Annotated in this window: 14 protein-coding genes; 9 read left to right on the top strand and 5 right to left on the bottom strand. The window is 73.4% G+C overall.

Annotated features, from left to right (window positions below; all coding sequences use genetic code 11):
* Window positions 1-32: 32 nt before the first annotated feature.
* From BUS84_RS14550 to hisF, 7 genes are all read left to right on the top strand, one after another.
* Window positions 33-356 (top strand): hypothetical protein, encoded by a 324-nt coding sequence (locus BUS84_RS14550; RefSeq protein WP_074312991.1) that lies wholly within the window; start codon window positions 33-35, stop codon window positions 354-356.
* Between the two features lie 13 nt (window positions 357-369).
* The gene (gene priA / locus BUS84_RS14545) at window positions 370-1,095 is read left to right on the top strand and encodes a bifunctional 1-(5-phosphoribosyl)-5-((5-phosphoribosylamino)methylideneamino)imidazole-4-carboxamide isomerase/phosphoribosylanthranilate isomerase PriA (protein WP_074312989.1); all 726 of its coding nucleotides are present in this window, start codon (window positions 370-372) and stop codon (window positions 1,093-1,095) included.
* Window positions 1,092-1,481, top strand: a complete 390-nt coding sequence (locus tag BUS84_RS14540) for a RidA family protein (protein WP_074312987.1) — start codon at window positions 1,092-1,094, stop codon at window positions 1,479-1,481. The genes priA and BUS84_RS14540 overlap by 4 nt, the downstream gene beginning before the upstream one ends.
* Window positions 1,482-1,593: 112 nt before the next feature.
* Window positions 1,594-2,040, top strand: a complete 447-nt coding sequence (locus tag BUS84_RS14535) for a MarR family winged helix-turn-helix transcriptional regulator (RefSeq protein ID WP_074318796.1) — start codon at window positions 1,594-1,596, stop codon at window positions 2,038-2,040.
* Window positions 2,041-2,045: 5 nt separating this feature from the next.
* Window positions 2,046-2,477 (top strand): organic hydroperoxide resistance protein, encoded by a 432-nt coding sequence (locus BUS84_RS14530; RefSeq protein WP_074318797.1) that lies wholly within the window; start codon window positions 2,046-2,048, stop codon window positions 2,475-2,477.
* Window positions 2,478-2,523: 46 nt separating this feature from the next.
* Window positions 2,524-3,522 carry an NADP-dependent oxidoreductase gene (locus tag BUS84_RS14525; protein WP_074312985.1) on the top strand — a complete coding sequence of 333 codons (999 nt, stop codon included), beginning with the start codon at window positions 2,524-2,526 and terminating at the stop codon, window positions 3,520-3,522.
* 129 nt (window positions 3,523-3,651) lie between these two features.
* Window positions 3,652-4,419 (top strand): imidazole glycerol phosphate synthase subunit HisF, encoded by a 768-nt coding sequence (gene hisF, locus BUS84_RS14520; RefSeq protein WP_074312983.1) that lies wholly within the window; start codon window positions 3,652-3,654, stop codon window positions 4,417-4,419.
* A 33-nt stretch (window positions 4,420-4,452) separates the two neighbouring features.
* Here hisF and BUS84_RS14515 read toward each other — a convergent pair whose 3' ends face one another.
* Both BUS84_RS14515 and yczE read right to left on the bottom strand, forming a co-directional pair.
* Window positions 4,453-4,914 (bottom strand): hypothetical protein, encoded by a 462-nt coding sequence (locus BUS84_RS14515; RefSeq protein WP_074312981.1) that lies wholly within the window; start codon window positions 4,912-4,914, stop codon window positions 4,453-4,455.
* Window positions 4,915-5,015: 101 nt separating this feature from the next.
* Window positions 5,016-5,720: a membrane protein YczE gene (gene yczE, locus BUS84_RS14510; RefSeq protein WP_074312979.1), complete on the bottom strand. Its 705-nt coding sequence runs from the start codon at window positions 5,718-5,720 to the stop codon at window positions 5,016-5,018.
* A 59-nt stretch (window positions 5,721-5,779) separates the two neighbouring features.
* Here yczE and yczR point away from each other — a divergent pair, with 59 nt between their 5' ends.
* Complete coding sequence (yczR, locus tag BUS84_RS14505) at window positions 5,780-7,237, top strand: MocR-like transcription factor YczR (protein WP_074312977.1); 1,458 nt, start codon at window positions 5,780-5,782, stop codon at window positions 7,235-7,237.
* Between the two features lie 136 nt (window positions 7,238-7,373).
* Window positions 7,374-8,615 carry a low temperature requirement protein A gene (locus tag BUS84_RS14500; RefSeq protein ID WP_084757773.1) on the top strand — a complete coding sequence of 414 codons (1,242 nt, stop codon included), beginning with the start codon at window positions 7,374-7,376 and terminating at the stop codon, window positions 8,613-8,615.
* A 255-nt stretch (window positions 8,616-8,870) separates the two neighbouring features.
* Here the strand turns inward: BUS84_RS14500 and BUS84_RS14495 are convergent, their stop codons facing one another.
* The 3 genes from BUS84_RS14495 to BUS84_RS14485 all read right to left on the bottom strand — a co-directional run bounded on the left by BUS84_RS14495 (window position 8,871) and on the right by BUS84_RS14485 (window position 12,539).
* The gene (locus tag BUS84_RS14495) at window positions 8,871-10,697 is read right to left on the bottom strand and encodes an AMP-dependent synthetase/ligase (protein ID WP_074312973.1); all 1,827 of its coding nucleotides are present in this window, start codon (window positions 10,695-10,697) and stop codon (window positions 8,871-8,873) included.
* Between the two features lie 137 nt (window positions 10,698-10,834).
* On the bottom strand, window positions 10,835-11,782 hold the full coding sequence (locus BUS84_RS14490; protein ID WP_074312971.1) for a terpene synthase family protein: 948 nt from the start codon (window positions 11,780-11,782) through the stop codon (window positions 10,835-10,837).
* A 127-nt stretch (window positions 11,783-11,909) separates the two neighbouring features.
* Window positions 11,910-12,539 (bottom strand): TIGR03085 family metal-binding protein, encoded by a 630-nt coding sequence (locus BUS84_RS14485; protein ID WP_074312969.1) that lies wholly within the window; start codon window positions 12,537-12,539, stop codon window positions 11,910-11,912.
* Window positions 12,540-12,559 lie beyond the last annotated feature (20 nt).

The following is a 12,559-nucleotide window of genomic DNA, read 5'->3' as shown; positions in this document are numbered from 1 at the left end:
CGCCATCCGGCGCCCGCCCGGCGGGGGTCGCGGTGAGCAGGGAGCGGGCGCGGCGCCGGGCGGAACGCGAGGCGGAGCAGGCCCGGGAGCGGGCGGTCCGGCAGCGCCGGGTGGTCCGACGTCAGCGCCGCCGGGCGGTGGTCCGCCGGTTGACGCCGCAGTTGCGGCGGGGCCGGTCGGGTCGGCTGGCCCGGCACAACCGGGGCGAGCGCGCCGCGATCGCGCTGCTCACCGGGGCGGCGCTGATCCTGATCTGGACGTTCGTCGACAATCTGGCGTTGCGTATCGCGCTGATCGTGCTGTTGCTGCTCGTACTGCCGGCGATCGTGGTGATCGCCCTGGACCGTCGTACCTGATCGAGGAGAAGACGTGAGCCTCACCCTGTTACCCGCCGTGGATGTCGCCGACGGCCGGGCCGTCCGGCTCGTGCAGGGCGCCGTCGGTAGCGAGAGCATCTACGGCGATCCGCTGGACGCCGCACTGGCCTGGCAGCAGGACGGCGCCGAGTGGATCCACCTGGTCGACCTCGACGCGGCTTTCGGCCGGGGCACCAACGCGCACCTGCTCGCCGAGGTGGTGCGTCAGCTCGACGTGAAGGTGGAGCTCTCCGGCGGCATCCGCGACGACGAGTCGCTGCGCGCGGCGCTGGGCACCGGGGCGGCCCGGGTGAACATCGGCACCGCGGCTCTGGAGGACCCGGTCTGGTGCGACCGGGTGGTCGGGGAGTACGGCGACCGGGTCGCCATCGGGCTGGACGTGCGCGGCCGTACCCTCTCCGCGCGTGGCTGGACCCGTGACGGCGGTGACCTGTACGAGGTGCTGGAGCGGCTGGACAAGGCGGGTGCCAGCCGGTACGTGGTCACCGACATCACCAAGGACGGCACCATGCGCGGGCCGAACCTGGACCTGCTGCGTGAGGTGTGCGCCCACACCGACGCCCCGGTGATCGCCTCCGGCGGCGTGTCCACGCTGGACGACCTGCGGGCGCTGGCCACCCTGGAGCCGCTCGGGGTTGAGGGTGTGATCGCCGGCAAGGCGCTCTACGCGGGCGCCTTCACGGTGGCCGAGGCGCTGCGGACGCTGGCCGAGGCGTGACGGTCACGCGGCTCGGGTCGGGCGGCCCGTGGGAGCAGCGGTACGGCTACTCCCGCGTGGTCCGGGCCGGCGATCTGGCGTGGACGGCCGGCTGCACGGCCACCGTGGACGGCCGGGTGGTGCACGTCGGGGACCCGGCCGCGCAGACCGCGCAGGCGCTGCGGATCGGGCTGGCCGCGCTCGCCGAGGTGGGTGCGGAGCCGGGCGACGTGGTCCGGACCCGGATGTACGTGACCGATCGGCTGCACGCCGACGAGGTGGGCCGGGCGCACAACGCGGTCTTCGGCGCGGTCCGGCCGGCGGCCACGCTGGTGGTGGTGGCCGGCCTGCTGGATCCGGAGCACCTGGTCGAGGTGGAGCTGGAGGCGTACCTCGCCGACCGCTGAGGCGGGGTCTCGGCGTTGCTGGCGGTGTGCGCGGTCCGGCGGTGACCGCCGTCATGGCCGATTCCCGACCTGATTGGTTGTGCACAATTTAATTGTGGGCTACGGTTCAGCGGTGACCGATGACCTGGTGCTGCGCCGGCAGGTGTGCTTCGCGCTCTACGCCGCGTCGCGCGCCCTGACCGACGTCTACCGGCCGATCCTCGACCGGTTCGGGCTGACCTACCCGCAGTACCTGGTGCTGCTGGTGCTCTGGGAGCGCCCCGACGACGCCCCCACGGTCTCCGAGCTCGGCGCCGAGCTGCGGCTGGACTCCGGCACGCTCTCGCCACTGCTCAAGCGGCTCGAGGGGGCGGGCCTGGTGGTGCGGCAGCGGTCCGCGCGCGACGAGCGGCGGGTCGAGGTGAGCCTCACCGAGCAGGGCCGGGCGCTGCGGCAACAGGTGGACGAGATCCCGCTGCAGATCGCCCGGGCCACCGGGCTCGACATCGCCGAGCTGGTCGCGCTGCGCGACACCCTCACCCGGGTCACCGACACCATCCACCGACAGAAGGAGCAGTGACCATCATGCAGGTGCTCTACACCGCATCCGCCACGGCCAGCGGCGACGGCCGGGACGGCCACGTCGAGACCTCCGACGGCACGTTCACGCTCGACCTCGCCGTGCCGAAGGAGATGGGTGGCGCCGGCGGCGCCGCGAACCCCGAGCAGCTCTTCGCCGCCGGCTACGCGGCCTGCTTCCACGGCGCGCTGCGGCTGGTCGCCCGCCGGGCCAAGGCCGACGTGACCGGCTCGGTCGTCGCCGCCGAGGTGGGCATCGGCCCGAACGGCAGCGGCGGGTTCGGGCTCACCGTGCAGCTCGTCGTCGACCTGCCCGCCGTTCCCCGGGACGCCGCCGAGCAGCTGGTCGAGCAGGCCCACCAGGTCTGCCCGTACTCCAACGCCACCCGCGGCAACATCGACGTCGCGCTGACCGTCCGCGAGTCCCTGGCCGCGTGACGTCGCGGACCCAGGCCCCGACCGCGGACGAGAGGACGACCACCCCGTGACCAGCAACCGTGAGATCCACCTGGCCAGCCGCCCCCAGGGCTGGCCCACCGAGGAGAACTTCCGGCTCGTCGAGACCGACGTCCCGACGCCCGGCCCGGGCCAGATCGTGGTCTGCAACCAGTACCTGTCGGTCGACCCGTACATGCGCGGTCGGATGAACGACGTCAAGTCGTACGTGGCGCCGTTCGCGCTCGACGCCCCGCTCGACGGCGGCGCGATCGGCGAGGTGGTGGCCAGCGAGGCAGCGGACGTCGCTGTCGGCGACACCGTGCTGCACGGGCTGGGCTGGCGTGAGTACGCGCTGCTCGACGCCACCGCCGCCCGCAAGGTCGACCCGAGCCTGGCCCCGGTCAGCGCGTACCTCAGCGTGCTGGGCATGACGGGCCTGACCGCGTACGCCGGGCTGCTGGAGGTGGCCGCGATGAAGCCCGGCGAGACGGTCTTCGTCTCCGCCGCGGCCGGCGCGGTCGGCAGCCTGGTCGGCCAGATCGCCAAGCTCAAGGGCGCCGGCCGGGTGGTCGGCAGCGCCGGCTCGCCGGCCAAGGTCGAGCGGCTGCGGGCATTGGGCTTCGACGCCGCCTTCGACTACCACGACGGGTCGGTCCGCGACTCGCTGAAGGCGGCCGCCCCGGACGGCGTCGACGTCTACTTCGACAACGTCGGCGGCGATCACCTGGAGGCGGCGATTTCGGCGATGAACCTGCACGGCCGGGCCGCCATCTGCGGCATGATCGCGCAGTACAACGACACCGAGCCGCCGGCCGCGCCACGCAACCTGGCGCTGGTCATCGGCAAGCGGCTCACCCTGCGTGGCTTCCTGGTCGGCGACCACGGCAACGTGCGCGAGGCGTTCGTCCGCGACGTCGCCGGCTGGCTGCGCGAGGGCCGGCTCTCCTACGACGAGACGGTCGTGGACGGCATCGAGAACGCCCCGGCGGCGTTCCTCGGCCTGCTGCGTGGCGACAACCTGGGCAAGATGCTCGTCCGGGTGTAAGCAAGGGCCCCCTGTTAACGCCTGCGGTACAGGAAGGGCCCCTTCCTGACCCGCGAGGGCGCACGGCACCCACGGTGGCCGGCCACACAGGCCGGCCACCGTCGTGTCACGGAGGGATAGGCTGGCGGCATGACGGTGGCGGTGCGGGTGATCCCCTGTCTGGACGTGGACGCCGGGCGGGTGGTCAAGGGGGTCAACTTCCTCGACCTGCGTGACGCCGGTGATCCGGTGGAGCTGGCCGCCGCCTACGACCGGGCCGGCGCGGACGAGTTGACCTTCCTCGACGTCACCGCGTCCTCCAGCGACCGCGGCACCATGCTCGACGTGGTGCGCCGCACCGCCGAGTCGGTGTTCATCCCGTTGACCGTCGGCGGCGGCGTCCGGCAGGTCGCCGACGTGGACACACTGCTGCGCGCCGGCGCGGACAAGGTGGGTGTGAACACCGCCGCCATCGCCCGGCCGGAGCTGATCACCGAGATCGCCGACCGGTTCGGCCGGCAGGTGCTGGTGCTCTCCCTCGACGTGCGCCGGGCCCCGGCCGGCAGCACGCCCAGCGGCTTCGAGGTCACCACGCACGGCGGTCGGCGCGGCACCGGGATCGACGCGGTGCACTGGGCGCAGCGGGGGGCCGAGCTGGGCGCGGGGGAGATCCTGCTCAACTCGATGGACGCCGACGGCACCAAGGCGGGCTTCGACCTGGAGCTGATCGGCGCGGTGCGGGCGGTGGTGGACGTGCCGGTCGTGGCCAGCGGCGGCGCCGGCGAGGTGGCCCACTTCGCGCCCGCCATCGGGGCCGGCGCGGACGCGGTGCTCGCCGCCAGCGTCTTCCACTTCGGCGAGCTGACCGTGGCCGAGGTCAAGGACGCACTGCGCCGCAGCGGCCACCCGGTGCGCTGAGTTCCGCCGGGCCAACCGGCCCGGCGCGGCCGATCAGTGGCCGCCGGAGTGACCCTCCGGTGAACGCCGGGGTGAGGGAATCGAGCGGACCGCGTACTCCTGGACAGCCGCCGCGTGGTCGGCCTCGTCCAGGCTCCACTCGGCGCTGCCCGGCGCGGGCCGGCGGCTCAGCACGCCCTGCACGGTGTCCACCATGGTCGCCACGCCGGCGCGCGGCCGGGAGCGCCACAGCTGCTCGCCCTCGGCGGTGATCCGGAACCAGCCGTCGGCGACGCTGACCAGCCCGGCGCCGACCAGCCGACGGACCGCGGCCTCCACCTCGTGCCGCTGCGGGATCGCGTGGTTGAGGTGGTCGGCGGTGGAGAGCACGTCGGTCAGGCGGACGCCCTCCGGCCGACGGCTGGTCGCGGACCGACGGTGCCGCCCGGCCCCGCTCGCGATCACCAGCGACACGAAGATCCAGGCGTCGGTCCAGCGCCAACCGTTCTCCCCCATGCAGAGATGATGACGGCGAGCGTCGCGGAAGGGAACACCCACCCGCCATCCGGCCCGCATCCACCACCGCCGCGTGCCGGTCCGTGACCGTCGGTGAACGCTCAGCCGGCCGGGGTCACCGGCGCGACGGCACCCGGTGCGGGCGCGGTGGCCGAGGGGTCGGGCACGCCGGCCTGTGCGTCGGGCCCGGTGGTGGGCGCTTCCGGTATCGCGAACAGCGGAATGAAGAGCTGCGCCAGCGGACCGATGGCCAGCGCGTACGCGACGGTGCCCAGGCCGACGGTGCCGCCGAGCAGCCAGCCCAGCGCCAGCACGACGACCTCGATGACCGTGCGCACCAGCCGGATCGACCAGCGGGGTCGGCGGGCCACGAAACCGGTCATCAGCCCGTCGCGGGGGCCGGGGCCCAGCCGAGCGCCGAGATACAGACCGGTGGCGGCGCCGTTGGCGACGATCCCGCTGATCAGCAGCCCGATCCGGACGCCGAGTGGGCCACCGGCCGGCAGCAGGGCCAGTGTGGCGTCCACCACCAGGCCGATCACCACCACGTTGCTGACCGTGCCGAGCCCGGGACGTTGTCGCAGCGGGATCCAGAGCAGCAGCACCAGCGCGCCGACCCCGATGGTGACCATGCCGATGGAGAGCTCGGTCAGCTCGGACAACCCCTGGTGGAACACGTCCCACGGGTCGAGGCCCAGGTCGGAGCGAACCATCAGCGCCATGCTGATCCCGTACAGGGTCAGCCCGGCGTAGAGCTGGGTCAGCCGTTGCACCGGCCGGTGCCGCAGATTGCCAATCAGTGCCATGCATGCCACCCTAGGTGCCAATCCTCCCGGAGGAAGAAGCCAATATCCGAGGAGTGGCCATGACAGGTCAGGTGCGCGGCGTCCAATTGGCCCGCCTGCTCGGGCAGTGGCACGCCCTGCCGGGTCGTCGCCGCAGCCCCGACTACGCCGCCCTGGCCGGCGCGGTACGCGGGCTGCTCGCCGACGGCCGGCTGCCGCTGGGCGTCCGCCTGCCGGCGGAACGGGAGCTGGCCGAGGCGCTGCGGATCAGCCGGACCACGGTCACCGCCGCGTACCGGCAGTTGCGCGAGACCGGGCACCTGGCCAGCCGCCGCGGCGCCGGCAGCTGGACCATGCTGCCCGGCAACCACCGGGTGGCCAGCACCGGGTTGTGGACCCCGCTCGACGACCGGGAGATGATCGACCTCGGCGTCGCCGCACTGGCCGCCCCGCCGCAACTGCTGGCCGCCGCCCGCGCTGCCGCCGAGGACCTGCCCCGCTACCTGGGCGGGGCCGGCTACCACCCGACCGGCATCATCGAGCTGCGCGAGGCGGTGGCCGACGGGTACACCGCCCGGGGGCTGCCCACCTCGGCCGACCAGATCATGGTCACCAGCGGCACACAGCACGCGCTGGACCTGGTGCTGCGACTCGCCCTGGCCCCGGGTGGCAGCGTGCTGGTCGAGTCCCCGACCTACCCCAACGCGCTCGCCGCGCTGGCCGGCCGGCGCGCTCGCATCACCACTCACGGCCTGGCCGCCGACGCCGGCGGCTGGGAGTCCGACCTGCTGCTGGGCAGCCTCCGGCAGACCCGGCCCAAGCTGGCCTACCTGATCCCGGAGTTCCAGAACCCGACCGGGCACCTGATGCCGGCGTCGCTGCGCGAGCGGGTGGTGGCCGCCGCCCACGCCGTCGGCACCGACCTGGTCATCGACGAGTCCTTCGTGGACCTGCCGCTGGACGGCACCGAGCTGCCCCCGCCGACGGCCACCTTCGACCGACACAGCCGGGTGATCAGCATCGGTGGGATGAGCAAGCCGTACTGGGGTGGCCTGCGGATCGGCTGGGTGCGTGCCTCCGCGCCGCAGGTGCAGCGGCTGGCCGCCGTCCGGGTCGGTGTGGACATGGCGAGCCCGGTGCTGGACCAACTGGTCGCCGTGCACCTGCTCGCCGACGCGAAGGCCATCGTCGCGGACCGACGCACCCAGCTCGCCGCCCAGCGCGACGCGCTGCTCGGCGCGCTGGCGCACCGGCTGCCGGACTGGCGGGTCACCGTGCCGCGCGGCGGCGTCACGCTCTGGGCGGAGCTGGACGGCCCGGTCTCCAGCGCGCTGGCCCGGGCCGCCGAGGAGGTGGGTGTCCGGCTGGCGCCCGGGCCCCGGTTCGGCCTGGACGGCACCCTGGAGCGCTTCCTGCGTCTGCCGTTCACCCTGCCCGCCGCCGACCTGGTGGAGGCCGTCGGGCGGATCGCCGCGGTCCGCTACGACCTGGACCGGACCGGCCGGCAGCGGTGGCGGGAGCCCGCCGTCATCGCCTGAGCCCGTCGCCCGGCGCACCCGCGGCGGGCGGATCAGCGGCGCACCGTCGCAGGGGCCCCGCCGGGCCGGCCCGACTGCGAGACTGTGCGCCGTGGCGAATAGCGGTACGACGCGGCGGACGCCGCGGATGCGGGCGATGACCGAGGGGTCCACGGTGACCCCGCTGGAACTCTTCTTCGACCTGGTCTTCGTCTACGCGCTCACCCAGGTGACCGCGCTGATGGCGGACGACCTCACCGGGCGCGGCCTGCTGCGGGGCCTGCTGCTGCTGGCCCTGCTCTGGTGGTGCTGGTGCTGCTACGCCTGGCTCAGCAACACCGTGCGGGCCGACGAGGGTCTGGTGCGGGTGGTGCTGTTCGCCGTCATGGCCACCATGTTCGTGGTCGCGGTGACCATCCCGGAGGCCTTCGACGACCTGCCCGGCGGGCTCTCCGGCCCGGTGGTCTTCGCCGCCTGCTACCTGGTCGTCCGGGTGCTGCACCTGGTCCTCTACTTCTTCGCCGCGCGCGGTGACGCGGGGCTGCGTCGCCAACTGCTGCGCGCCGCCCTGCCGATGCTCGCCGGGGCGCTGCTGCTCTTCTCCGCCGCGCTGGTGCCGCAGCGGCTGACCGACTCGCCGCAGCAGGTCGACACCATCCGCACGGCTCTCTGGGTGCTCGCGCTGGCCGTCGACTACGGCGGGATCATGGCGATCGGCGCGCGGGGCTGGCGAATCTTCTCCGCCGCGCACTGGACCGAACGGCACGGCCTGATCATCATCATCGCGCTCGGCGAGTCGCTGGTGGCCATCGGCGTGGGGGTCACCGCACTGCCCATCTCCTGGCCGATCATCGTCGCCTCGGTGCTGGCCATCGCGGTCACGGCCGCGCTCTGGTGGGCGTACTTCGATGTGGTGTCGATCGCCGCCGAGCGGGTGCTCCACCGGGCCGCGGGCGCCGCCCGCGCCGCGCTGGGCCGCGACTCCTACACCTACCTGCACCTGCCGATGGTGGCCGGCATCATCCTGCTGGCCCTCGGGTTCAAGAAGGTGCTGGCGTACGTGGGGGACGGCACCGAGCACAAGCTGACCGACCCGCTGCACGGGCTGGGTCTGCTGGCTCTCTACGGCGGCGTGATCCTCTACCTGCTCGGCCACATCGGCTTTCGGCTGCGCAACATGGGCTCGGTCAACTGGCCCCGCGCGACGACGGTGCTGCTGCTGGTGGTGCTGTTGCCGGTGGCCGACCGGCTGCCGGCGCTGGCCGCGCTGGGTCTGCTGGCGGCCGTCTGTGTCGGAATGGTGGTCGCCGAGGTGCGGCTGTTCGGCGCCGCCCGCCGCGAGCTGCGCGACTCCTTCCTCGCCGAACACGGCGCGAGCCCGGCGCCGGACGGCCACTGACCGGAGCACGCGCGGCGGGCGACCACCGACCGGAGCACCTGACCTTGCTGGGCGGCGGCACCACCGGGCCGCCGAGGTCGCCGATCGAGCCTGCCCGCACGGGCGGGCTGACAGGCTGCCGAAGTGGGCAGCGGCGGAGGGCTCCGGTGGTCGCGCGGCATCCGGCCGGGCGCCCCCGGCTCGAGCATCTCAACGCCGGCGGCCCCGAACCCTTGAAGGGTGCGGGGCCGCCGGCGGTCGACGCAGGGGCTCGGCTCAGAGCTCGGCGAGGGTGCCCGCGTACATCTTGTCGATCTCGGCGGCGAAGTTGCTCTCCACACCGCGCCGCTTGATCTTCAACGACGGGGTGATCTCGCCGTCCTCGATCGTCAGGTCGCGCGGCAGGATCGCCACCTTCTTGATCGTCTCCCAGCGGTTGAGCTTGGCGTTCAGCTGGGCGACGTACTCCTCGACCATCGCCTTGGCCTCTGGCGAGGCGACGATGGCCGAGTAGTCGCGGCCCTCCAGCGGGCCGCCGGCCACCCATCCCCGGATCGCGTCCGGGTCCAGCGTGACCAGCATCGTGCAGAAGTTGCGGGCCTGCCCGACGACGACCGCCTGCGAGGTGTAGGGGCAGATCGCCTTGAACATCCCCTCGATGTGCGACGGCGCGATGTACTTGCCGCCCGAGGTCTTGACCAGGTCCTTCTTCCGGTCGGTGATCCGCAGGTAGCCCTGTTCGTCGAGACTGCCGATGTCGCCGGTGCGGAAGAAGCCGTCCTCGGTGAACGCGGCGGCGGTCTCCTCCGGCAGGTTGTGGTAGCCGCGCATCACCGGCCGGCCGCGGACCAGGATCTCCCCGTCGGTGTCGATCCGGCACTCCAGGTCGCCCATCGCCTTGCCCACGGTGCCGATGCGCAGCCCCGAGGGCGGGTTGACGAAGTTGCCGGCGCTCGTCTCGGTCAGGCCGTAGCCCTCGGAGATCGGCAGGTTGGCGGCGGCGAAGAAGGTGGCGATCTCCGGGCTGAGCGGAGCGGCGCCGGAGACCAGCACCCGCATCCGGCCGCCCAGGCGGGCCTGGAGCTTGCTGAACACGAGCTTCTCGGCCACCCCGTAGCGCAGCTTCAGCCCGGCCGGCACCGGCTTGCCGGCCTGCTCCAGGGCGACCTTCTCCTTGCCGACCCGGACGCCCCAGGCGAAGATCTTCGCCTTCGCGCCACCGGCGCCCTGTGCGGTGGTCACGGCCTTGTTGTAGACCTTCTCGAACACCCGGGGAGCGCCGCACATCAGCGTCGGCCGGATCACCGAGAGCAGGTCGACCAGCTTGTCCACCCGCCCGTCGACGTAGGTGGGCAGGCCGACGTGGATGGCGCCGCAGAGCAGCGTCTTGCCGAACGAGTGGGCCAGCGGCAGCCACAGGTACTGCAGGTCGTCGTCGCGGAGCAGCCCGACCTCGGCCTGCGCCACGGCCTCCCAGCACCAGCCGCCGTGCAGCAGCTCGACGCCCTTGGGTCGGCCGGTGGTGCCGGAGGTGTAGATCAGGGTGGCCAGGTGGTCCGGACCGATGCCGGCCACGAGCATGTCGATCAGATCCGGCTCGGCGGCCAGCGCGCGGGTGCCCCGCTCCTCCAGCTCGGCGAGAGTGAGCTGGGGGACCGTGGCGGTCGCGTCGGCGGCGCCGTCGAGGAGCACCACGTGGGTCAACACGGGCAGGTCGGCGCCGGCGATCTTGGCGGCCTGGGCCGGGTTCTCCGCGAACAGCACCTTCGAACCGGAGTCGGCGATGATGAAGGTGGCGTCCGCCGGCTCGGTGGTCGGATAGACGGTGGTGGTCGCCCCGCCGGCGCACATGATGCCGAGGTCGGCGATCACCCAGTCCAGGCGGGTGTTGGCGAGGATCGCGACCGGATCCTCCTGGCCGACGCCCAAGCCGTGCAGGCCGGCGGCGACCGCCTTGGCGCGCTGGCCGACCTGGTCCCAGGTCAGCCAGACGGGGCCCGAATCGTCAGGGGCCGGGGAAGCGAACGCGTGCCGGTCGGGGGTGGCCGCCACGCGCTTGAGGAACATGTCCGGGATGGAGCGGTACGGGACATCGAGAGCCATCGCTGTAGCCGCCTTCGGGGGTGGTGGCGTGACGGTCGTCACGTCATAGTGGTTACCGAAGGGTATTGCCTGTCACCGGGCATCGGCTAGCCCTGGTGATCGTCCGGGGCCCCGTCCCGCCAACCGGTACGGCCGGATCAGGCGTAACGGGCGGCCACCAGTGACCAGTCGTAGGTTGCCCGGATCCAGTTGCGCCGGGCGGCGAGCGCCGGGCGCAACCTGTCGTCCCCGCTGGCCAGCAGCGCGTCCTCCGCGCTCAGGTATGCCGCCAGCCCCTGGTTGAACCGGTCGGCCGCCGCCCGCAGCGCGCCCGGCTCGTCCGCGTCGATCTCCTGGGCGATCACCGTCACCAGGTTGTGCGCGTCCGGGTCGGCCCGGCTCTCCTTGCCGTAGGAGAAGAGGTCGTTGCACCAGCAGACCAGGTCCACCGCCAGCAGGTCCAGGGCCGCCAGCGCCGGGTCGGCGTGCCGGCCCGCCTCGGGCGGCTCCCCGGACGCCAACTCGGTCAGGGTCAGGCAGGGGCGCGCGCCGCCGATGTGTCGGCGCAGTTGGACGTAGTCCGCCACCTCGGGCACCCGCCGGCGCTCCCGGTTGGCCGCCTCCCAGAGCAGCGCCAGCAGATACTCCCGTATCTGGCTGACGAACCGCAGCAGCAGCGCCGGGCGGTCGTGCAGCCGGGTCCGGCGGCACAGGTCGTGCAGCGCGTCGCCCAGCGGCCCCGCGGCGGGCGGAACGACGGCCGGGTCACCGCACCGGTCCAGCACGTCGAGGAGGGTGCCGATCGCCGGCGCCAGCCGAGCCGGGTCGGCGCCGAGGCCGTCCTCGTCGCAGGCGTCGTCCATCACGAAGAGCCAGGAGATCAGGTCGGTGAGCAGCCGCAGCCCGTCCGCCGACCCGTCGGGGCAGGCCCGCCCGGCCAGCCCGGCGGCGTCCGCCCGCTGCAGCCGGTGGACCCGATGGCTGGAATCGATCAGCCCGAACGCGCGCGCCCACTCGACGCTCTCGCCCGCCACCCGATCCGTGGCCTCATGGCGCCCCGCGGGAAACGGGGGCTCCCGCAGCGCCGAGATCGCGAAAGTTCGCATAGTGCGCCCCCACTCGTGCCGCCCCGGCGCGGAACGGCGCGGTGAAGCGTACGGGAGCAGGGATCGTTCTGCGTCGCTGGGAGCGACGCTCTTCACGGCGAGTCCGTGACCGTTTAAGTGCAGACGGTCACATTCCCAGGCTGGCGTTGCGGAGCAGTCGCGTGGACGCCGCCGGGCCGTCCAGCTGAACGCGGGCCACCCGTTGCCGGCCGGAGAGGAACAGGGCCAGCTCGGCCGGGGCGCCGACCACCCGCAGCCGCTCGCCGCCGCGGCCGACGGAGATCTGGCCGTACCCCGGCGCCTGTACGTAGAGGTCCGCCGGAAAGCGACGCAGGGCCAGTCGGGCCAGCGGGGCGGCCCGCCTCCAGAGCGCGGCCTGCAGGTCGGGTGGCAGCTCGCGCGGCAGCCAGCCGGACCCGGCCCGCCGCACGTCCTCGTGGTGGATGAAGAACTCCAGCGTGTTGACCAGTTCGTCGGTCACCGGGTTGCTGACCGGGCTCCACACCGGCGGCCGGCGCACCTGCGCCACCAGGTCGGGGTAGGGCCGGGCGGCAAGGTGGCGACGGACCCGTTCGGCGTACCCGCGCAGCGGCGCCAGCATGATCCCGCTGGCCGCGTCCGGGCGGCGCTCCCGCAGCACCAGATGCGCGGCGAGGTCACGGGTCGCCCAGCCCTCGTTGATCGTTGGCGCGTTCGGCCCGAGGGCCAGCAGGAGATCGGCCAGCGCCTCGCGCTCGGCTCGGGCGTACCGCGGCATGGCCCGATCGTAGGCCCGCG

The organism is Micromonospora cremea (assembly GCF_900143515.1).
In the GTDB taxonomy this organism is placed as follows: Bacteria; Actinomycetota; Actinomycetes; order Mycobacteriales; family Micromonosporaceae; genus Micromonospora; species Micromonospora cremea.
Note: the sequence above shows the minus strand (reverse complement) of the source record. Positions and strands in the feature narration are given on the sequence as shown.

What these genes read in the sequence shown, in the direction of transcription:
- BUS84_RS14490 (WP_074312971.1), bottom strand. Translation starts at nt 11,782, where the DNA reads ATGCGAACTTTCGCGATCTCGGCGCTGCGGGAGCCCCCGTTTCCCGCG.
- BUS84_RS14515 (WP_074312981.1), bottom strand. Translation starts at nt 4,914, where the DNA reads ATGGGGGAGAACGGTTGGCGCTGGACCGACGCCTGGATCTTCGTGTCG.
- BUS84_RS14500 (WP_084757773.1), top strand. Translation starts at nt 7,374, where the DNA reads ATGACCGAGGGGTCCACGGTGACCCCGCTGGAACTCTTCTTCGACCTG.
- BUS84_RS14485 (WP_074312969.1), bottom strand. Translation starts at nt 12,539, where the DNA reads ATGCCGCGGTACGCCCGAGCCGAGCGCGAGGCGCTGGCCGATCTCCTG.
- BUS84_RS14495 (WP_074312973.1), bottom strand. Translation starts at nt 10,697, where the DNA reads ATGGCTCTCGATGTCCCGTACCGCTCCATCCCGGACATGTTCCTCAAG.
- BUS84_RS14530 (WP_074318797.1), top strand. Translation starts at nt 2,046, where the DNA reads ATGCAGGTGCTCTACACCGCATCCGCCACGGCCAGCGGCGACGGCCGG.
- yczE (WP_074312979.1), bottom strand. Translation starts at nt 5,720, where the DNA reads ATGGCACTGATTGGCAATCTGCGGCACCGGCCGGTGCAACGGCTGACC.
- yczR (WP_074312977.1), top strand. Translation starts at nt 5,780, where the DNA reads ATGACAGGTCAGGTGCGCGGCGTCCAATTGGCCCGCCTGCTCGGGCAG.
- hisF (WP_074312983.1), top strand. Translation starts at nt 3,652, where the DNA reads ATGACGGTGGCGGTGCGGGTGATCCCCTGTCTGGACGTGGACGCCGGG.